Source organism: Mycobacterium sp. NGS61, assembly GCF_059812325.1.
In genome coordinates this window covers 126,775-146,716 of sequence record NZ_JCALCL010000010.1, presented here as the reverse complement: position 1 = coordinate 146,716, position 19,942 = coordinate 126,775, and the positions used below count along the sequence as shown (strand labels likewise).

Sequence of the window (19,942 nt, the reverse complement as noted above, 5' to 3'; positions counted from 1 at the left end):
ATCAGCACCGCTTCGCCATGCTCGGCAGGCAGATGTCCGGTGCCCGCGCCACCCGGTTGCTCTGGTCCACGACGAGAGTCTTTCCTTGCAGCATCGGCAACAGGACGTTGGCGATCTGCGTCAGTCCTTCGCTGGCCTTGCCGACCCGCTCCGGGTGGCCGACCAGCGCGGTGACGATGTCGTCGATGCCGTTGACCGAGGGGGCCAGCTCGCGGTGGTAGAACACCATGACGCGGTCGATGATGCGGGTCAGTTCACCCAACAGCGTGAAGAACTCAATGATGTCGACGGACTTCGAGGTGTAGCGCTGCCCGACCAACGCGAACTGCTCGATCAGCGCGGTGAGCTGGTTCCGGCCCGCCGCGAAGGCACTGCTGGCGTCGTTGATGAAATCCATGCCGCGGTGGAAGTCACCGCTCATCTTGCTCATCGAACGGGTCAGTTCGTTGGCGGACTGCAGGATTTCCCGCAAGGCGTTGGGGTATTTGTTGGTGGCGTCGGCGAGCTCGGTGAAGGTGTCGTGGATGACCCGGCCGTTGACATCCCTGATGAAGGGCGTGACGGCCTGGATGATGTCATTTCCCTGGAACGGCGTCTTGACATGATGCGGGGGAATCACGTTGTCCCCCAACGGTTTGCTGCCCTGCGGGTCGAGAGACACGTAGTGGCCACCCAGTGGGGTCAGCAGCCGGATGTCCAGGGTGGAGTCCGAACCGATGGCCACCGAGCGCTTGATGTCGAACTTCACCTCGACCAGCGCCCGGTTCAATGCGACACTGGTGACCTTTCCGACCGGAACCCCGGCGATGCGAACCTCGTCGCCGGACCGCACCCCGCCGGAGGTGCTGGAATGCGCCGTGTACCCGGCTTGCCCGGTCGGATTGACGTAAGCCAGGCCGGTGGTGACCAGTGCCACCAGGATCGCGCAGAGGCCGACGACTCCCAGCCGTCGGGTGCGGGCTGCTTCGGCGCGATCGTCAAGCGCGCGCCGGTGACGGAACCAGAGTGCCACTATCTGCACACCACCAAATCCTGTTGCGCGAAGGACACTTCGCCGATGCCGGGGAGGTGGACCTCGCCGTTGGAGCAGGAGTAGGCGGGCCGCTGGTCGTCGACCAGGGAGTCACGCAGGCCCTGGATCAGGGTGGGCGTCAGGGACAGGCCGGCGATCACCGTCGGGGTCTGCGGGAACAACCGGGTGGCGAGCCCGTACAGCGGCGATGTCGACGCGTCGAAACCTTGTTCGGCGCTCTGCAACAGGTGCACGAGGCTGCGCATCATGGGTAGTTCGATGTCGATCGAAGTGCGGAACGCCTCGGCTTTGGCAGTGAAGGTGGTCAGCGCATCGTTGAGCGCGTCAATGAGATTGAACAGCTGCTGCGACTTGCCGCCGAGGTCTCGGGACAAATCGCTGAGGTTGCGCAGCAGCACGGTGATCACGGCCTGGCGGTTGACCGCGTACTTGGAGATGGTGTCGAGATCGCGCAACACCGGCCCGATTCCGGTCTCGTCGCCCTGGATCAACCGCAGCAGATTCTCCCCGAACTGATTGAGTTGCGCGGCGTCGAGGGTCTGGAAGACGGGGCGAAACCCGTTGAACAGCTTGGTGATGTCGAACGACGGCACGGTCTGTCCCACCGGGATGGTGGAGCCGTCGGGTAGCCGGTCGCCGGGCGTCACACCCCCCGGTGACGTCTGGACCAGTTCCACGTAACGCTGGCCCAGCAGGTTCTGGTAGCGCACCGCCGCAATGGTGTTGCGGTATAACGGGTGTTCGTCGAGTGAGCTGAAGGAGACCTGGGCATTGCGGCCGTCGAGCCGGATGGCCTCGACTTTTCCGACCTGGACCCCCGAGATGCGGACGTCGTTGCCGACGTCGAGTCCGGAGACGTCGGTGAACGTCGCCGTATAGTGCGATACCGCTCCAGTGACCGGGTTGCGCAGCGCGCTGAGCAACAGAATGGCACACACCGTGGCCACTGCGGTGAACAGCGTCACCCAGAATGCGGGTCTGGCAAGGTTTCTCATCGGCCCGGCGCCACACTGACTTCGGTGCGCAGCTTCACCTGTCCGTCGTCGATTACGAATGCGCCACCGAAGCGGTCGAGCAGCCCGGAAAGCCGGTCATAGGCGGGCGCCAGGCTGCCGGCGGCGAACGAGGCCGGGATTCCGACATTCATGATCGCGTTGACCAGCGCAGCGATCCAGGTGTTGTGTCGCGCCGACAGTTGACCGACGTCGATCAACAGCTGACCGGTCTGGGTGAAGACCCGGTTGGTGCGATCAACACCGCCGGCCGCTACCAGCGGCGTGAGCCCGTCGAGCAGGCCGGTCGTCTGACCGACCGCGGGCAGCGTGTCGTTGAGACCGCTGACGAACGACGCCAGTACCGAAAGTGATTGTGCGACAGGCATGGTCTTGGTATCGGAGATGATCCTGGCCAGGTCTGAGCCGGCCCTGGCGACCGGTTCGATGATGCCGGCGTGCCGGCGCAGCACCTCGACGACGTGCTCGAATTCGGGGGTGTCGAAGCTTCGACTCAGTTTCTGACCCTGCCGCAACAGCCCGGTGATGGAGGCAGCCTGCGCATCGACGCTCATCACCAGGGTTTGATCGGGCCGTAGCGGGGGACCATTGCCGTCGCTGACGAGTTCGACCGCTGCGGTGCCGAACACGTTCGACGAGGTGAACCTGGCTTTGGTGGCGGTGGTCAGCGCCCGGGCCTGTTGCGGGTCCAACAGCACCGTCATGCGTTGCCGGTTGTAACCGGCCGATTCCAGTTCCTTGACCGACCCGATGGCCAGGCCGTGGAACTTCACCTCGGCGCCGGGCGCCAGGCCCTCACCGATCGTGTCGGCGACAACGGTCAGCCGAAAGGTGTTGTCGTAGGCCCCGTCTGCGGTCTGGTAGAGCAGGACGCCAATGCCGGTGAACACGGCGGCGACCGCCACACCGCGGATTCGCAACGTCCGCGCAGTTGCTCCCAGCGCGATCAGTTCTCGAAATGTCATGTGCTACCCCGACAACCGTAGGCCCGGGTTGTTGCCCCAGAAGACCAGCGTCAGCACCATGTCAGCGATGACGACGGAGATCAGGCTGGCCCGGATGGCGCGACCGGATGCCTGCCCGACGCCTTCGGGCCCACCGCCGGCGTAATAGCCTTCATAGCAGTGGATGGCGACGATGAGCAGGACGAAGATCGCCGCCTTGAGCACCGACAACAGCACATCCGACGGTTGGATGAACGCGTCGAAGTAGTGGGAGTAGGTGCCCGTGGATTGGTGGTGCACGACGTTGACGACCAGCGCGCAGCACAGGTAGCTGAGCACCAGCGCCATCAGATACAGCGGAACGATGGTGATCACGCTGGCGATGACGCGTGGAGTGACCACAAACGGAATCGACTGAATGCCCTGTACCTCCAGGGCATCGATCTCCTCAGAGACCCGCATCGCGCCGATCTCGGCGGTCATCCGGGTGCCGGCCTGCGCACCGAAACCGATGGCCGCGATCATTGGCGCCATCTCCCGCGTGTTGGCGTAGGCGGAGATGAAGCCGGTCAGCGGCCCCATGCCGACCATGTCGAGCGCCGCGTAACCCTCGATCCCGACCGACGCCCCGATCGCGGCGCCCATGAAGACCAGCACCCCGACCGTTCCGCCTCCGACGATGAATGATCCGTTCCCCCAGATCATGTCGACCAGCACAACCCCGATGTGGCGGCGGTAGCGGGTGAGGGTCCGCGGGATGGCAGCCAGCGCAAGCACCACGAAGCTGGCCTGATGCCCGAGGCGCTCGAACACCGACATACTTCTGGTCGCGGCGGCCAGGGGCAACCGGACCGCGGTCGCCAATCCGTGCGGCAGGTATCTCGACGGGGTAGCCATCAGCCCACCTTCGTCGGCATGAACATGGTGACGAATTCGGTGATCACCAGATTGAGCAGGAAGACGGTGACTACGCCGAGCACCACCGCTGCGTTGACCGCGTCGGCCACCCCGCGCGGGCCACCGCTGGCCTCCAGGCCGCGCTGGCAGGAGATCAGCGTGACGATCACCCCGAAGAGCCAGGTCTTGAGCAGCGCCACCACGAGATCGGCTGTGCTGGCGAAGGATCCGAACGAAGCGATATAACTGCCCGGGGTGCCGGACTGGTACCCGACGTTGATGACGTAACCGGCCGACAGGCCCATGAAGATGATGAAGACACACAACAACGGCGCCACCAGGATCATCGCTGCCAGCCGGGGCGTGACGAGGCGCTGCACCGGGTCGATGCCCATCACCCGCAGCGCGTCCACCTCGTCGCGGATGCTGCGCGCGCCCAGGTCGGTGGTCACCGCTGCGCCGGCCGCTCCACCGAGCAGCAGCGCCGCCACGATCGGCGCGGCCTGCCGGATGACACCCAGACCGCCGGCCGCCCCGCAGATCGACGTCGCACCGACCTGCTGGATCAGGCTGCCCACCTGCACCGCGACGATGACCCCGAACGGAACCGAGATCAGCAGCGCCGGAACGGCGGTGACACTGACGATGAATGCCGCCTGCTGCAGGGTGTCTCGCCACGGGTGGCGCAGCCGGCACAGGTCGGTGAGCAGGTACCCGACGGCCTGCGCCGCCAGCTCGAAGAACCGGCCCAGGGACTGCACCGAGCCGTCAGCCTTGCCCACCACGCGGCGGGCGCCCCTGGCGAACGTGCCGAACACCGGCGAGCGACGGCGCAGCGGGGACGCCGGGGGCCGGGGCGGCACCGTCAGCACTTGCGCACTAGCGACCACCGGCCGTCTCCTTCCGCACGCCGGCCCGGGCAGTCCGGCAGGCAGCTGAAAAAGGCATGACAAATCCCCGATCACATGGATGCATTGGGAGGGCTGGACGATTGTTGTTGAGTTCGCAGAGTACACACCAGGCATTACTAATGCGAGCCTTCTTTTCAATTTTTTTGCGGTGTAAAGCAGCTCGACAAGCACCGCGCGAATGCGGCTGTCAAACTTCTTTACAAAAGCCGCAGTCGGCGCCGGTGAACACCGCTGAGTCAACACGGAAAGATTGGTCGATTAATTTGCTTCGAACCATGGTGGAGAGGTGGTAGCGGGGTTTACGCTGCGCTACACATTTAGCGGTCCCCGAAATTGGAGGTTGTCGTCATGGTGGATCCGGCCCCGCTCACCGCTGCCCGTCTGGCGACACCGCCGGAAGCGATGCGCAGCGAGTACGACGTGGTGATCCTCGGTTCGGGCTACGGAGGCGCGATCACCGCCGCGCGCCTGGGTGTGGCGAATGCGCGCGCCGGCCGCAAGCTCGACATCGCCGTCTTCGAGCGTGGGTCGGAGCGGCCGACCGGCACATTTCCGGAGTCGGAGAAAGCGGCGGCGGCCGAGCTGCGGTCGCCGCTGAACCCGCTCGGTCTGATCGAGCTCGAACGTTTCAAGACCATCGACGTCATTCACGCCAACGGCCTTGGCGGTACCTCACTGATCAACTTCAATGTGGCGATCGTGCCCGACCGGGAGGTCTTCCTGGCGTCGTGGCCGAAAGAGTTCCAGCGGTTGGTCGAGCGGCAGCGCGCTGGCGTGGGCGGCCTCGAAACGTATTACGGTCGGGCCCGCAAGATGCTCGGCGCCTTCCCCTACGCCGAGAATGTGCCGCTGCGCCGCGTCGAGGCGTTCACCCAGATCGCCAAGAACGCCGGCGCCCAACTGGAGCTGCTCAACATCACGGTCAGCACCGAGGACCGGGTCACCAAGTACGGCGTGCAACGCCGGCGGTGCCCCAACCACGGCGGCGACGGGACCGGTGACAACACCGGTTCGAAGAACACGTTGATGACCAACTACCTGCCAATGGCCGCCCACTACGGCGTCGAGCTGTTCGCCGGTTTCGAGGCACAGCGCATCGAGGCAACCGACGACGGACGGTGGCGGGTGATCACGCGCCGCACCGGCAACAAGGGTGCCGGTGGCGTCACCGCCGTCGTCGCGCGTCGCGTAGTGGTCTCGGCAGGCACCCTCGGCAGTAACGGAATCCTGCTCAGGTCCGCTCAGGCCGGGTTGCAGCTCTCGACGCGGGTGGGCAAGAACTTCAGTGGCAATGGCGACAACTTCGGTATCGCCTACAACACCGACATGCAGACCGACACCCAGACCTGGGCCACCACCGACGGACCACCACGCTCACTGCTGGCGTGCGGACCCAGCATCACCGCGGCGATGCGCTTCGGCGCCGACCAGTCGGACCTGCGCAAACGTTTCACCGTCCAGGACCTTTCGCTGCCGCGCGCCCTGATCGACAGCTTCCGGTTCGGGCTGATGGGGCTGGCCGCGACCAGCTACCGCGACTACCGCAAGGCCAAGCTGGAGCGGTGGCGCCGCGACATCGCGTTCAACACCGACGGGGCGATGAACCATTCGCTCGGCTTCCTGATCATGGTGCACGACAACTCCGACGGAGAGCTGGTGCTGCGCAAGAACGGCACCGTCAAGGTCGACTGGCCGGGTGCCCCCACCGAGCGCGTCTACAAGGACGTGGACGCCGTGCTGCAGCCGGCGGTGGAGGCCATCGGCGGCACCTACATCAAGAACCCGCGCTGGGACACGCGCTTTCTGGGCAAGCACCTGATCACCGCGCACCCGATGGGCGGCTGCACCACCGCCGACAACGTCGACGCCGGCGTGGTCGACCACGCCGGACGGGTGTTCCGGCCCGACGGCGGCACCTACGACGGGCTCTACGTCTGCGACGCATCGGTGATCCCGCGGGCTATCGGCGTCAACCCGTTCCTGACCATTTCGATGTTCGCCGAACGCACCGCCGAACTCATGCGCGAGGAGCTGGGCCTGCCCGGCTACGACCCGGCCGTCGAAGCCGACGACCGGGCCTGAGCCGGCCGAGGGCTAGGTCCGCAGGGCGAAGAAGCCGATCATCTCGTACCGCTCGCGGGGCAGCCGGTACAAGATCTTGCCCAGATAGGTACCGGGCACCACCTCGACCAGCTCGTCGCGGATGCTGCGGATGATGACGTAGGGGTTCTCCTTGACGTCGGCGTAGTCGATGACCATGACCTGCACGTCCGGGTCCAGCTTGCCGGCGTCCTGGTAGGTCTTGAAGTCGAAGGCGAGCTTGCCGCCGGCCGTGTCCTTCATCTTGTACAGCGGCCACAACAGCTTGGACGGCAGCTTGGCGTTGTTGGTCATGCGGTTGTCGCCGGTGCCCGCGGACAGGTCGAACCGTTTACCCTGCCACGGCATCCACAGGCTGGTCACCAACCGGGCGGCCGCATCGACGACGGCGTTGGTGGTGGTCATCACCAGGATCCCGTCGGTGGGTCCGTCCAGGTCACCGGGCGCGGTGCCGTGGCGGAAAATCGCGTCGAGTTCGGCTTCGGCGGCGGCACTGTCTGTTTTCGCCCGCTCTTTGAGGTCGACGATCCAATCCCACGCCTCCTGCGCGGCCTCCCGTTCTCGGAGTTCGCTGACGCGGCCTTCAGTTGCTTCGATTGACATGTCATACCTTTTCTGGATCGGACCTGTGGGGTCGGTTAATGCGACGTTCCGGACACCATGAACGCCGCACCACGAAAATTAAAACCCGATTTCGAAAAAGGCAATGGTGAATATTTTCTTGTCGAATACTACTGAGGAAAAGTCCAATCATTTGACACCGTATTTGATTTTCCCAAGTTTTGGGAATGGCCCGACAGGGTCTGTCAGAGCCAGGTGTCGTCGGTGGTGGTGGTGAGGAACGCTTCCAGGTCGTCACGCCATTGGGCCGGTGTGGTCTTGTCCGGTTCGATGCCGGTGTAATCGCCGCGATAGAACAACAACGGCCGCGGCTTGATCTCGGGGACCTCAGACAGCGAGTTGACCGCACCGAACACCACGAAATGGTCACCGCCGTCGTGCACGGACGCGACAGCACAATCGATGTAGGCCAGCGACCCTTCGATGATCGGAGACCCGAGCTCTGATGGGCGCCAGTCGATTCCGGCGAACTTGTCCGGCTCTTTGGAGCCGAACCGTGCCGACACGTGCTGCTGGCCCTCGGTCAGCACGTTGACGCAGAACCGTCCGCTGGCCTCGATTGCCTGCCAGGAACGCGACACCTTGGTCGGACAGAACAACACCAGCGGCGGGTCCAGCGACAGCGCCGCGAAGGACTGGCAGGCGAAGCCGATCGGCACGTCGTCGTGCACGGTGGTGATGATGGTGATGCCGGTGCAGAACTGACCCAGCACGCTGCGGAACGTTCGCGGGTCGATCGGCGCAGCGCTCACGGCTAGCTCTTGAACCCGACCGAGAAGTCGTGACCCCACAGACTCACCGCGGTGCTCTCCCGCGCGATCCAGTCGTGATCCTCGACTTGTCTTCCCTCACAACCGAATTCGACATCGAAGCCACCGGGTGTCTTCATGTAGAAGGACAGCATCAGGTCGTTGACGTGGCGGCCCAGAGTCGCCGACATCGGCACCTTTCTGCGCAATGCCCGATCCAGGCACAGCCCGACGTCGTCGGCTTCGCCCACCTCGACCATCAGGTGCACGATGCCGCTGGGGGTCTGTCCCGGCATGAACGCCAGGCTGTGATGACGGGGGTTGCAGCCCAGGAACCGCAACCACGCCGGCGGGCCGTCGGCCGGCCGGCCGACCAGCTGTGGCGGCAGCCGCATCGAGTCGCGCAGCTTGAAGTCCAGCACATCCCGGTAGAAGTGCAACGTCTCTTCGTCGTCGCGGGTGGTCAGCACCACATGCCCCAGACCCTGCTCCGCGGTGACGAACGTGTGCCCGTACGGGCTGACCACCCGACGGTGCTCCAGGGCGGCGCCGTGGAAAACCTCCAGGCAGTTGCCGGACGGGTCGGCGAACCGGATCATCTCGTCGACCCGGCGATCGGCCAGTTCGGCGGCGGTCGCTTCCTTATAGGGCGTGCCCTCGATGTCGAGCCGGTTGCGGATCTCCTGCAGCCCAGCGGCATTCGCGCATTCCCAGCCGGCTTCGATGAGCCGGTCCTGCTCGCCCGGGACGATCACCAACCGGGCCGGGAAGTCGTCCATCCGCAGGTAGAGGGCGCCCTCGGTAGCCCCTTTGCCCTCGATCATGCCGAGGACCTTCAGCCCGAACTCGCGCCAGGCGGCCATGTCGGTGGCCTCGATGCGCAGATAGCCCAGTGACCGGATGCTCATCTCGCACCTCCCAGGAAATCGATTGTCAGCTTGTTGAATTCGTCGAACTTCTCCACCTGGGCCCAGTGTCCGCACTGCCCGAACACGTGCAGCTGAGCCCGCGGGATCGTCTTGAGTGCCACCAGTGCGCCGTCCAACGGGTTGACCCGGTCCTCGCGGCCCCAGATGAGCAGTACCGGCTGACGCAGTTTGTACACCTCGCGCCACATCATGCCGAGCTCGAAATCCGCGCCGGAGAACGACATTCCCATCGCGCGGGTCGCCGTCAGCGACTCCGGGGTGCTGGCCAGTTCGAAACGCTGGTCGATCAGTTCGGGGGTGATCAGCTTCTGGTCGTAGACCATGACGCGCAGAAATGCTTCGAGGTTCTCCCGGGTCGGCTCGACGGAGAATTTGCCCAGCCGTCTGACGCCCTCGGTGGGGTCGGGCGCGAACAGGTTCACGCTCAGACCGCCCGGACCCATCAGCACCAACCGTCCGGCCAACTCCGGATAGTCCAGCGCGAACCGCACCGCAGTGCCGCCGCCCAGCGAATTGCCAACCAGCGGAACGCGTTTCAAGTCAAGTTGCTCGAACAGTCCGTGGAGCGCCCGGGCCGCATAGCGGTTGAACTGGCCGTGCTCGGCACGCTTGTCGGAGTGCCCGTACCCCGGCTGATCGACCGCCAGCACGTGGAACTGCTCGGCCAGCACCGCGATATTGCGGGAGAAGTTCGTCCAACTCGACGCACCGGGCCCGCCGCCGTGCAACAGCACCACCGTCTGCCCGTTGCCGACCCCCGCCTCGTGGTAGTGCAGCCGCAGCGGACCGTCGACGTCGACTTCGGCAAACCGCGAGGTGGACTCGAAGGTGAGCTCGTCCGTTGTGCTCATACCATCGTGTCGCCGGGCGGCAACCCGAACGCGTGGTTACCGAAGATCTGGTAGGCCCGCTCCGGGTCGTTCGCCGCGTGCACCCGGCCGGCGTGCGCGTCGCGCCAGAAGCGTTGCACGGGTTGCTCAATTCCCAGCGCGGTCGCACCGGAGGCCTCGAACAGCCGGTCGATCGACGCGATCGCGCGACCGGTGGCACGCACCTGGTCCCGCCGCGCGCGGGCCCGCAGGTCGAACGGAATCTCCTTGCCGGCGGACAGCAGCGCGTACTCGTCGGCAACGTTGCCGCTGAGCTGACGCCAGGCCGCGTCGATGTCACTGGCCGCCTCGGCGATCCGCACCTTGGCGAACGGGTCGTCCTTGGCCTTCTCGCCGGCGAACGCGGCACGTACCCGCTTGCCCTGGTGCTCGACGTGCGCCTGGTAGGCGCCGTAGGCCATACCGACGATCGGCGCCGAAATGGTGGTGGGATGCATGGTGCCCCACGGCATCTTGTAGACCGGGGCGGTGTTGCGCTCATACCCGCCGGCGGTGCCGTCGTTCATCGCCTTGTACGACAGGAACCGGTGCCGGGGCACGAAGACGTCTTTGACCACGACGGTGTTGCTGCCGGTGCCCTTCAAACCGACCACGTGCCAGACGTCGTCGATGCGGTACTCGCTGCGCGGGATCAGGAAGCTGCCGAAGTCGACCGGACGGCCGTCCTTGATGACCGGCCCGCCCAGGAATGCCCACGTGGCGTGGTCGCAACCGGACGACCAGTTCCATGAACCGTTGACCAGGTAGCCGCCGTCGGCGACGACGCCGGCGCCCATCGGGGCGTAGGACGACGAGATCCGCGTCGCGGTGTCCTCGCCCCACACCTCTTCCTGGGCCTGCTGATCGAACAGCGCCAGGTGCCAGTTGTGCACCCCGAGGATCGAACTCACCCAGCCGGTGGAGCCGCAGGCGCTGGCGATCCGGCGCACCGCCTCGTAGAACAGGGCGGGGTCGCACTGCAGGCCGCCCCACTGCTCGGGCTGCAACAACGTGAAGAAGCCAACCTCGGCGAGTTCCTGCACCGTCTCGTCCGGCAGCCGGCGCAGATCCTCGGTCGCCTGAGCGCGTTCGCGGATCCGCGGCAGCAGATCGTCGATGGCAGCTAACACCTGCTGCGCATCACGCTGTTGAATGGTGGTCACTTACGTTTGCCTCCTGTGGGAGCGCGGGCTGAGTCGCACGTAGAGAAAAGACTAGAACACGTTCCGATTTGTGTCGAGCAGGGTATTCCTGCGGCTGGTAGAGATGCGAATCGGGTTTTCTATAACATGTTCTAGTTGACCGAAGAGAGGGCGCGCCTTGACCCAGGCGGATCTGGACCGAGTACCCGACGAGCCGCTCGGCGACCATGTCCTGGAGCTGCAGATCGCCGATGTCGTCGCCGAGACCGACGACGCGCGATCGCTGGTATTCGCCGTTCCCGACGACGCCGCCATCCCGGCCGAGCGGCTGCGCTACGCACCCGGCCAGTTTCTGACCCTGCGGGTACCCAGCGACCGCACCGGGTCGGTGGCCCGCTGCTACTCGCTGTGCAGCTCGCCGTTCACCGACGACGCGCTGACGGTGACGGTCAAACGCACCGCCGACGGCTACGCATCCAACTGGCTCTGCGACAACGCCCACAAAGGCATGCGCATCCATCTGCTGGCCCCGTCGGGCACCTTCGTGCCCACAACCCTGGACGACGACTTCCTGCTGCTGGCCGCCGGCAGCGGGATCACCCCGATCATGTCCATCTGCAAGTCGGCACTGTCCGAAGGCAGCGGTCAGGTGACCCTGGTCTATGCCAACCGGGACGAGAACTCGGTGATCTTCGGTGCCACGCTGCGCGACCTGGCGGCGAAGTATCCGGATCGGCTCACGGTGCTGCACTGGCTGGAGTCCCTGCAGGGACTGCCGGGTGCCGCCGCGCTGGCCCGGCTGGCCACCCCCTTCACCAGCCGGCCGGTCTTCATCTGCGGGCCGGGCCCGTTCATGGAGGCGGCGCGCCTGGCCCTGGAATCGTTGAATGTCCCTGCGCGGCAAGTGCATATCGAGGTGTTCAAGTCGCTGGAATCCGACCCCTTCGCGGCGGTCACCCTGGACGACAGCGCCGACGACGACGCCGGACCGGCGACCGCGGTGGTCGAACTGGACGGCGAAACCCACACGGTGTCGTGGCCGCGCAGCGCCAAACTGCTCGATGTGCTGCTTGCCCGGGGGCTCGACGCCCCGTTCTCCTGCCGGGAAGGGCACTGCGGTGCCTGCGCGACCACCCTGCGCACCGGCAACGTCACGATGGAAGTCAACGACGTGCTCGAACAGCAGGATCTCGACGAGGGGCTGATCCTGGCGTGTCAGGCCCACCCGGCTTCGGACTCGGTGGAAGTCACCTACGACGAGTGATCGCGCCCTGTCAATCTCACCCCAAATCTGCTTCGGTAGACGAGACTGTGCTGGACCGGGAAGGGGAAGCGGGATGAAGCGTCTGGTACCGGCTCTGGCGACCGCAGGCGTGCTGCTGACGTGGTCGCCCGTTCCCGTCGCGGCGGCCGGCGACAACGCCGCCACCACCCTGTTCCCCGTCGACGAGGCGAGCCAGATCGAGACACATTCCTACGTCAATTGCCACGGTGGCGGCACCTGCGACTTCGTCGCCGGGGCCAACCTGCGCACACCCGACGGCCCGGCCGGGTTCCCGTCCGGCCTGTGGGCCCGCCAGACCACCGAGATCCGGTCGAACAACCGCCTGGCGTATCTGGACGTGCACGCCACCAGCCAGTTCGAGCGGGTGTTCAAAGAGGGCGGAATCGACACGATCACCACGCAGTACTTCGGTGACGGCCCGCCCGACAAGTACCAGACGACCGGCGTGATCAACTCGACGAGCTGGTCGACGGGAAAGCCGATGTCGGCGAACACGCTGGTGTACGTGTGCACGCACATCCAGGTCGTCTATCCCGGCGTCAACCTCACCTCGCCCAGCACCTGCGCGCAGACGCCGATCACCTGACGGTCCGCCCCCGCCTCAGCGCGGCAGACCCAGCAGCCGCTCGGCAGCGACGGTCAGCAAAATCTGCTCCGTGCCGCCCGCGATCGTCAGACACCGGGTGTTCAGGAAGTCGAAGACCGCCCGGTTGTGCACCAGCCCGCCACCCTCGGACACATCCATCATGAATTCGGCCAGCTCCTGGCGGTAGCGCACACCGATCAGCTTGCGCACGCTGGACTGCGCCCCCGGATCCTGGCCACCCACTGCCAGCACCGCGATGCGCTGATCCAGCAACGCCCCGGACTGGGCCAACAGGATCAGGCCGGCCAGCCGGTCCTGCTGGGCGACGTCGAGGTCGATCTCGGCCAGGACCCGCAGCAGCTCTTCCATCGGGTTGCCCAGTGCGGTTCCGCTGGCCATCGCTATCCGCTCGTTGGCCAAGGTGGTGCGGGCCAGCCGCCAACCGTCGTTGACCTTGCCGACCACCATCTCGTCGGGAACGAACACGTTGTCCAGGAACACCTCGTTGAACAGCGAGTCACCGGTGATCTCGCGCAGCGGCCGGATCTCGATGCCCGGCGCCTTCATGTCCACCAGGAAGTACGTGATGCCCTTGTGCTTGGGGACGTCCGGGTCCGTCCTGGCCAGACACACCCCCCAGGCGGCTTTGTGGGCGGCCGATGTCCACACCTTCTGCCCGGTGAGCAGCCAACCGCCGTCACCGCGCACCGCCTTGGTGCGCAGCGACGCGAGGTCGGAACCGGCTCCCGGCTCGGAAAACAGCTGGCACCACAGGAAGTCGCCGCGCAGGGTGGACGGCACGAACCGTTCGATCTGTTCCGGGGTGCCGTGCTCGAGGATGGTCGGCGCGGCCCACCAGCCGATCACCAGGTCCGGACGCTCGACGCCTGCCGCTGCCAGCTCCTGATCGATCAGCAGCTGTTCGGCCGGGCCGGCCCCACGCCCGTGCGGCGCCGGCCAGTGCGGCGCCTGCAGGCCGGCCTCGGCCAGCGCGGCCTGCCGCTGCTCCACCGGCAGTTGCGCCACTTCGGCCACCGCCGCGGCGATCTCCGCCCGCCGACCTTCTACCTCGGTCAGGTCGATGGACAGTTGCCGGCGGACCCCGTCCTGGGTCAGCGCCGCGACCCGGCGCAACCAGCGCTGCGCACCGCCCAGGAACCGGCCGATGCTGTGCGCCCGCCGCAGGTAGAGGTGCGCGTCGTGCTCCCAGGTGCAGCCGATGCCGCCGAGTACCTGAATGCAGTCCTTGACGTTGGCCTTCGCGGCGTCGATGGTCAGACCGGCCGCCAGGGCTGCGGCGATGGCGAATTGCCGGGGGTCCGGATCGGAGGCCGCGCGGGCTGCGTCACCGGCGGCCACCTCGGCCTGCTCGGCGCGGCACAGCATCTGCGCGCACAGGTGTTTGACCGCTTGAAAGCTGCCGATCGGCTTGCCGAACTGCTCCCGCACCTTGGCATAGGCGACGGCAGTTTCCAGGGCGTATCGGGTGATGCCCGCGGCTTCGGCGGCCAGCAGCGTCGCTGCCAGGTCCTCGACCCGCCCGCGCGGGGCTTCGAGCGGGACGGCCCGGGCGGACGTCAGCTTCACCCGGGCCAGCGGGCGGGAGAAGTCCGCGGCGCGCAGCGGCTCCAGCGTCACCCCGTCGGCGTCGGAATCGACGAGCACCCACTTGCCGTCGGCCGGCACCAACAACAACCCGCCCGACGCACCGCCGAGCACCCACGGCAGCGTGCCGGAGGCCGCCTCGCCGTCGAACTGCACGTCGCCGTCCAGCGCCAGCCCGGCGAAACGTTCACCAGACATCAACGCGCCCAACAGTTCCGGGTCGGCGACCAGCAGGGTCGCCAACGCGGTCGTGGCGACCGGCCCCGGCACCAGCGCCTTGGCGGCCTCCTCGACCATGGCGCACAGATCCTCGATGCCCGCCCCGGCGCCCCCGGCCTCCTCGGACACGGCGACCCCGAACAAGCCGAGGTCGGCCAGGCCCGAAAAAACCGGCCGCCAGGCGTCGGGATCCCCCTGCTCCACCGCTCGGGCCGGGACGACGGCGGGCTCCCCCGCGGCCGCGCTGCGGGCCCAGTCGCGCACCAGCTCGCGCGCGGCGAACTGTTCGTCGGTGACGGTCGCTACCACGAGCACTCCTCAGCGTCATCAAGTTCACCGGGCACACAGTCTTTCATGCCCACTAGAACGTGTTCTAATAGTGGAAACGATCAACCGTCAAGTCGACGGTAATCAGGCCAGGACACGTCGCTGTCCCGACTGCGGGGAGGTGGGAGATGCACGCCGAGAATGCGTATCGTTTGCGAACAGATCGCCCACACCAGGAGTCGCCAGCCACATGTCGCCAGCGAATGCCAGCGGTTCCGTCAACCAACCTCGCGAGGTGCTGAACGTGGCGGTACTTGCTGAGTCGGAACTGGGTTCGGAAGCGCAACGCGAACGGCGCAAACGCATCCTGGACGCCACCATGGCCATCGCGTCGAAAGGCGGGTACGAGGCCGTGCAGATGCGCGCGGTGGCCGATCGTGCCGACGTCGCGGTCGGCACCCTGTACCGGTACTTCCCGTCCAAGGTGCACCTGTTGGTGTCGGCCCTGGGCCGCGAATTCAGCCGCATCGATGCCAAGACCGATCGCTCCGCAGTGGCGGGCGGGACCCCGTTCCAGCGACTCAACTTCATGGTCGGCAAGCTCAATCGCGCGATGCAGCGCAATCCGCTGCTCACCGAGGCGATGACGCGTGCCTACGTGTTCGCCGACGCCTCGGCGGCCAGCGAAGTCGACCAGGTGGAGAAGCTGATCGACTCCATGTTCGCCCGGGCGATGAGCGACGGTGAGCCGACCGAGGACCAGTACCACATCGCCCGGGTGATCTCCGATGTGTGGCTGTCCAACCTGCTGGCGTGGCTCACCCGCCGCGCGTCGGCCACCGACGTGAGCAAGCGCCTCGACCTCGCGGTCCGACTTCTGATCGGCGATCACGAGAACTGCTAGTCGGGCCGTCCGGTCGGCTAGGCCGGCGGACCCGAGGTACGTCCCCGGATCAACTCGGTAGCAAGCAGTTCCACCACCGGCAGGCCCGAGCGCGGCGGCTGCAGCACCAATTCGCCTGCGCGCCGGCCCTTGTGCAAACTCGGCTGCGCCACCGTCGTCAGCCCCCGGCCGATCGCCTCGTCGACCCCGTCAAAGCCGGTGACCGTCATCTGACCCGGCACATAAATGCCATGTGCGCGAAGGTAATCCATGGCCGAGAGGGCCAGGATGTCGGCGGTGCACAGCAGCGCGGTGATGCGCGGATTGGCCTGCAGCGCCACGCTGGCCGCGTCGCCGCCGGAAGTGGGCAGGTGCTCGTAGCTTTCCACCACGGTCAGCGACTCCCGGTCGATGCCGGCGGCCGTCATCGCCTCCCACACCCCGATGATGCGTTCCCGCTGCACGTCGAAGATCGGCGACTGCAACCGGTCGGCAGTCACCAGGCCCTGGCGCCGGTCGCGGCCCAGCCGCATGGTCAGCAGGCCGATCTCACGGTGACCCAGGCCCAGTACGTATTCGGCGAGCTCGCGCATAGCCGCGCGGTCGTCGATACCCACCCGGCAGACCGACGGCAACCCGATCGGCTGGTCGACCACCACTACCGGCAACCGGCGCTGCAGCACGACCTGCAGATAGGGATCGTCGTCGCGCACCGAATAGACCACGAACCCGTCCACCCCGGCACCCAGCACCGCCGTGGTGCCGTCCTCGATGCTGCGTCCCGGCCCGACAGCCACCAGCAACAACCCCTGACCCAGTTCCTCGCACGACTGGGCCAGTCCCGCAACGAAATCCCGGGCCGCCGGGTCGCTGAACGAGTAGGTCAGCGCTTCGGTCATCACCAGTCCGACGGCGCCGGCCTTGCGGGTGCGCAACGATCTGGCCACCGGGTCCGGCCCCGCGTAACCGATCCGCTTCGCCGTGGCCAGCACCCGCTCCCGGAGTTCAGGGGAGAGCTGGTCCGGTCGGTTGAAGGCGTTGGAGATCGTGGTGCGAGATACCTTGAGCTCGGCCGCCAACGACGCCAGAGTCGCCCGCCTGCGCGGTGTTGGACTCACATTCGGTGACGCTACCGCGCCGTCCCGACCGCCGCTGCGGGACAGTGCCGCTCAACTTTCTGATGGAAACGATTTTCACTTATGTCTCTGTGTGGGAATCACCCGCCGCAGCGCGTTGGCCGCGGCACTGTCCGGTGGGTCCGCGCCGGCCCGCGGGCGTTTGCCGAGACTGCCACCGTCGGGGGAATCGTGCTGTCCCTGGCGCCAGGAGTGCCTGTTTCGGTGTTCCTGGCCGGCATCTCTTGCGTCATCCATCATTTTTGCTGGCTACGCGGGCGACATCGGCACCAGCACCGCATAAGCTGATTACGCGCCAGCCCCGTGCGGCCGGCGAGGCGGGAAGGGGGAACAGTGCGTCAGCAGATCGTCGCGGTGGCCGCGCTGGTAGGAGCATGCACCCTCGTCAGTGGTTGCACCGACGTCGTCGACGGTAAGGCCCTGGCAGGTGACAAGGCCGGTCTGGCAAATCAGACTCCGATATCGGTGAGCGCGCTGGACAACCTGCTGCTCGACCCGAGCCAGATCAACAGCGCCCTGGGCGCGACCTCGATGAAGGTGTGGTTCAGCGCCAAGTCCATGTGGGACTGGAGCAAGAACGTGACCGACACGAACTGCCTGGCAGTCGACAGTGCCGCGCAGGACAAGGTGTATGCCGGCACCGGGTGGACCGCGATGCGGGGACAGCGGCTCGACGACAGCGTCGACGACACCGGCGACCGCAAGTTCTACACGCTGCAGGCGGTCGTGGCGTTCCCCAACGCCCAGGACGCCAGCAACTTCTACAACTCCTCGGTGCAGAGCTGGAAATCGTGCGCCAACCGGCGCTTCAACGACGTCAGCCCCAACCAGTCCGACATCACCTGGACCGTCGGCGACGTGAACAACGAGAACAGCATGTTGAGCACCACCAAGGTCCAGGAACGCGGGGACGGCTGGACCTGCCAGCACGCCCTGACCGTGCGCAACAACATCGCCATAGACATCGTGACGTGCGCCTTCAACCAGACCGGCACCGCGGCCGTGGACATCGCCAACAAGATCGCGGGCAACATCGCCAAGCTGTAGGAACGCCGCGCCTAAGCTGAGCCCGTGGCCAGCATCGACCTCAACGCCGACCTGGGGGAAGGATTCGGCATCTGGCGATTGGGTGACGACGACGCCATGCTCGGAATCGTCACCAGTGCCAACGTCGCGTGCGGCTTCCACGCCGGCGACCCGGCCGGGCTGCTGCGGGTGTGCCGCACGGCCGCCGAGCGCGGTGTGCGCATCGGTGCTCAGGTGAGTTACCGCGACCTCGCCGGGTTCGGCAGACGCTTCATCGACGTCGCCGCCGAAGACCTGCGCGCGGACGTGATCTATCAGATCGGCGCCTTGCAGGCGCTGGCGCGGGCAGCCGGCTCGACGGTGTCCTACGTCAAACCCCATGGCGCGCTGTACAACACCATCGTCACCCACCGCGAGCAGGCCGCTGCGGTGGCGGACGCGGTTCAGCGCGTGGACGCCGCGCTACCGGTGCTGGGCATGACGGGTTCGGCGTTCTTCGAGGAAGCCGAACGCCGCGGGCTGCGCACGGTCGCCGAGGCTTTCGCCGATCGCGCCTATACCCCGGATGGCCGGTTGGTGCCCCGCCGCGAACCGGGTGCGGTGCTGCACGACCCGACGGCGATCGCGCGGCGGGTCGCGGCGATGGTGACCTCGGGTGAGGTGCCGGCCGTCGACGGCACCCCGATCGCGGTAACGGTGGAATCGGTTTGTGTGCATGGCGATTCGCCGGGCGCGGTGCAGATCGCGACCGCGGTGCGCGAGGCGCTGATCGCCGCCGGCGTCGAGTTGAAGGCCTGCTGCTAGTGCGGCTCAAACTGGGGCGTCCCGACCTCAGCCGATATTCACATCGGTTCGATGTGCCTGTCGCAGCACCTGACTCGCCACTGTCAGTGATGTGGATGGGGGTGGCGACCCTGCTCCTGGACGACGGATCGTCGGCATTGCTGACCGACGGTTATTTCTCCCGCCCCGGACTGGCGCGGGTGGTGGCCGGCAAGGTGGCGCCTTCGCCTGCGCGCGTTGACGGTTGCCTGGCGCGGGCCAAGATCACCCGACTCGCCGCCGTCATACCGGTGCACACCCACATCGACCACGTCATGGATTCCGCGCTGGTCGCCGAGCGCACCGGTGCCCGGTTGGTCGGCGGTGAATCGGCGGCCAATGTGGGCCGCGGGCACGGGTTGGCCGACGACCGCCTGACGGTGGCGGTTTCCGGTGAGCCGATCATGTTGGGCGCCTTCGAAGTAACGCTGATCGAGTCGCATCACTGCCCGCCCGACCGGTTCCCGGGAGTGATCGATGCCCCGGTGGTGCCGCCGGTGCAGGCGTCGGCCTACCGGTGCGGCGAAGCGTGGTCCGCGCTCATTCACCATCTGCCGTCCGGCCGGCGACTGCTGATCCAGGGCAGCGCCGGTTACGTCGCCGGTGCGCTGCACAACCGACCGGCCGACGTTGCCTATCTGAGCGTCGGCCAGCTGGGTCTGCAGCCGCGGTCCTATCTCGTCGAGTACTGGAACCAGACCGTGCGGGCGGTCGGGGCACGACGGGTCGTCCTGATCCACTGGGACGACTTCTTCCGTCCGCTGTCGAAACCGTTGCGCGCCTTGCCCTATGCGGGCGACGACCTGGGTGTGTCGATCCGCGTCCTCGACGAGCTGGCCGCCGAGGACGGCGTTGCCGTGCAGATGCCCACGCTGTGGCGGCGCGAAGATCCCTGGGTCTAGACC

Annotated in this window: 19 protein-coding genes; 7 read left to right on the top strand and 12 right to left on the bottom strand. The window is 66.6% G+C overall.

What is annotated here, in order from left to right:
• Position 1: 1 nt before the first annotated feature.
• From AC5Y3Z_RS19880 to AC5Y3Z_RS19860, 5 genes are read right to left on the bottom strand one after another with little or no spacing between them, the layout of a single operon-like run.
• Positions 2 to 1,012 (bottom strand): MlaD family protein, encoded by a 1,011-nt coding sequence (locus AC5Y3Z_RS19880; RefSeq protein ID WP_473139831.1) that lies wholly within the window; start codon positions 1,010 to 1,012, stop codon positions 2 to 4.
• Positions 1,012 to 2,028: an MlaD family protein gene (locus AC5Y3Z_RS19875; protein WP_473139832.1), complete on the bottom strand. Its 1,017-nt coding sequence runs from the start codon at positions 2,026 to 2,028 to the stop codon at positions 1,012 to 1,014. The genes AC5Y3Z_RS19880 and AC5Y3Z_RS19875 overlap by 1 nt, the downstream gene beginning before the upstream one ends.
• A complete protein-coding gene (locus AC5Y3Z_RS19870; protein ID WP_473139833.1) occupies positions 2,025 to 3,011 on the bottom strand; it encodes an MlaD family protein in 987 nt (328 codons plus the stop codon). Before AC5Y3Z_RS19870 ends, AC5Y3Z_RS19875 begins: the two co-directional genes overlap by 4 nt.
• Before the next feature lie 3 nt (positions 3,012 to 3,014).
• Positions 3,015 to 3,887, bottom strand: a complete 873-nt coding sequence (locus AC5Y3Z_RS19865) for an MlaE family ABC transporter permease (protein WP_463828585.1) — start codon at positions 3,885 to 3,887, stop codon at positions 3,015 to 3,017.
• Positions 3,887 to 4,705: an MlaE family ABC transporter permease gene (locus tag AC5Y3Z_RS19860; protein ID WP_473139913.1), complete on the bottom strand. Its 819-nt coding sequence runs from the start codon at positions 4,703 to 4,705 to the stop codon at positions 3,887 to 3,889. The genes AC5Y3Z_RS19865 and AC5Y3Z_RS19860 overlap by 1 nt, the downstream gene beginning before the upstream one ends.
• 441 nt (positions 4,706 to 5,146) lie before the next feature.
• On the opposite strand from AC5Y3Z_RS19860, the gene AC5Y3Z_RS19855 reads away from it, so the two are divergent.
• Positions 5,147 to 6,880, top strand: coding sequence for a GMC oxidoreductase (locus AC5Y3Z_RS19855; RefSeq protein WP_473139834.1), 1,734 nt, complete (start codon positions 5,147 to 5,149; stop codon positions 6,878 to 6,880).
• 12 nt (positions 6,881 to 6,892) lie between these two features.
• Here AC5Y3Z_RS19855 and AC5Y3Z_RS19850 read toward each other — a convergent pair whose 3' ends face one another.
• From AC5Y3Z_RS19850 to hsaA, 5 genes are all read right to left on the bottom strand, one after another.
• A complete protein-coding gene (locus AC5Y3Z_RS19850) occupies positions 6,893 to 7,501 on the bottom strand; it encodes a hypothetical protein (protein ID WP_473139835.1) in 609 nt (202 codons plus the stop codon).
• 203 nt (positions 7,502 to 7,704) lie between these two features.
• Positions 7,705 to 8,271 carry a 3-hydroxy-9,10-secoandrosta-1,3,5(10)-triene-9,17-dione monooxygenase reductase subunit gene (gene hsaB / locus AC5Y3Z_RS19845; RefSeq protein WP_463828582.1) on the bottom strand — a complete coding sequence of 189 codons (567 nt, stop codon included), beginning with the start codon at positions 8,269 to 8,271 and terminating at the stop codon, positions 7,705 to 7,707.
• Between the two features lie 2 nt (positions 8,272 to 8,273).
• On the bottom strand, positions 8,274 to 9,176 hold the full coding sequence (gene hsaC / locus AC5Y3Z_RS19840; RefSeq protein WP_473139836.1) for an iron-dependent extradiol dioxygenase HsaC: 903 nt from the start codon (positions 9,174 to 9,176) through the stop codon (positions 8,274 to 8,276).
• Positions 9,173 to 10,048 carry a 4,5:9,10-diseco-3-hydroxy-5,9,17-trioxoandrosta-1(10),2-diene-4-oate hydrolase gene (gene hsaD / locus AC5Y3Z_RS19835; protein ID WP_473139837.1) on the bottom strand — a complete coding sequence of 292 codons (876 nt, stop codon included), beginning with the start codon at positions 10,046 to 10,048 and terminating at the stop codon, positions 9,173 to 9,175. The genes hsaC and hsaD overlap by 4 nt, the downstream gene beginning before the upstream one ends.
• Complete coding sequence (gene hsaA / locus AC5Y3Z_RS19830) at positions 10,045 to 11,229, bottom strand: 3-hydroxy-9,10-secoandrosta-1,3,5(10)-triene-9,17-dione monooxygenase oxygenase subunit (RefSeq protein WP_463828579.1); 1,185 nt, start codon at positions 11,227 to 11,229, stop codon at positions 10,045 to 10,047. Before hsaA ends, hsaD begins: the two co-directional genes overlap by 4 nt.
• 172 nt (positions 11,230 to 11,401) lie before the next feature.
• Here hsaA and AC5Y3Z_RS19825 point away from each other — a divergent pair, with 172 nt between their 5' ends.
• Together AC5Y3Z_RS19825 and AC5Y3Z_RS19820 are read left to right on the top strand one after the other, a co-directional pair.
• On the top strand, positions 11,402 to 12,472 hold the full coding sequence (locus tag AC5Y3Z_RS19825; RefSeq protein WP_473139914.1) for a 2Fe-2S iron-sulfur cluster-binding protein: 1,071 nt from the start codon (positions 11,402 to 11,404) through the stop codon (positions 12,470 to 12,472).
• A 73-nt stretch (positions 12,473 to 12,545) separates the two neighbouring features.
• The gene (locus AC5Y3Z_RS19820; RefSeq protein ID WP_463828578.1) at positions 12,546 to 13,079 is read left to right on the top strand and encodes a hypothetical protein; all 534 of its coding nucleotides are present in this window, start codon (positions 12,546 to 12,548) and stop codon (positions 13,077 to 13,079) included.
• A gap of 15 nt (positions 13,080 to 13,094) precedes the next feature.
• Here AC5Y3Z_RS19820 and AC5Y3Z_RS19815 read toward each other — a convergent pair whose 3' ends face one another.
• Entirely contained in the window at positions 13,095 to 15,212 is a 2,118-nt protein-coding gene (locus AC5Y3Z_RS19815; RefSeq protein WP_473139838.1) for an acyl-CoA dehydrogenase family protein, read from the bottom strand.
• 262 nt (positions 15,213 to 15,474) lie between these two features.
• Between AC5Y3Z_RS19815 and kstR the strand changes: the two genes are divergently transcribed.
• Positions 15,475 to 16,074 carry a cholesterol catabolism transcriptional regulator KstR gene (kstR, locus tag AC5Y3Z_RS19810; protein ID WP_463828576.1) on the top strand — a complete coding sequence of 200 codons (600 nt, stop codon included), beginning with the start codon at positions 15,475 to 15,477 and terminating at the stop codon, positions 16,072 to 16,074.
• A 17-nt stretch (positions 16,075 to 16,091) separates the two neighbouring features.
• Here the strand turns inward: kstR and AC5Y3Z_RS19805 are convergent, their stop codons facing one another.
• Positions 16,092 to 17,171 carry an Rv3575c family transcriptional regulator gene (locus tag AC5Y3Z_RS19805; RefSeq protein ID WP_473139839.1) on the bottom strand — a complete coding sequence of 360 codons (1,080 nt, stop codon included), beginning with the start codon at positions 17,169 to 17,171 and terminating at the stop codon, positions 16,092 to 16,094.
• A 351-nt stretch (positions 17,172 to 17,522) separates the two neighbouring features.
• Here AC5Y3Z_RS19805 and AC5Y3Z_RS19800 point away from each other — a divergent pair, with 351 nt between their 5' ends.
• The 3 genes from AC5Y3Z_RS19800 to AC5Y3Z_RS19790 are packed head-to-tail and all read left to right on the top strand — an operon-like array spanning position 17,523 to position 19,939.
• On the top strand, positions 17,523 to 18,236 hold the full coding sequence (locus AC5Y3Z_RS19800) for a sensor domain-containing protein (protein ID WP_463828574.1): 714 nt from the start codon (positions 17,523 to 17,525) through the stop codon (positions 18,234 to 18,236).
• A 24-nt stretch (positions 18,237 to 18,260) separates the two neighbouring features.
• Positions 18,261 to 19,019: a LamB/YcsF family protein gene (locus tag AC5Y3Z_RS19795; protein WP_463828573.1), complete on the top strand. Its 759-nt coding sequence runs from the start codon at positions 18,261 to 18,263 to the stop codon at positions 19,017 to 19,019.
• Positions 19,019 to 19,939, top strand: coding sequence for an MBL fold metallo-hydrolase (locus AC5Y3Z_RS19790; protein ID WP_473139840.1), 921 nt, complete (start codon positions 19,019 to 19,021; stop codon positions 19,937 to 19,939). Before AC5Y3Z_RS19795 ends, AC5Y3Z_RS19790 begins: the two co-directional genes overlap by 1 nt.
• Positions 19,940 to 19,942 lie beyond the last annotated feature (3 nt).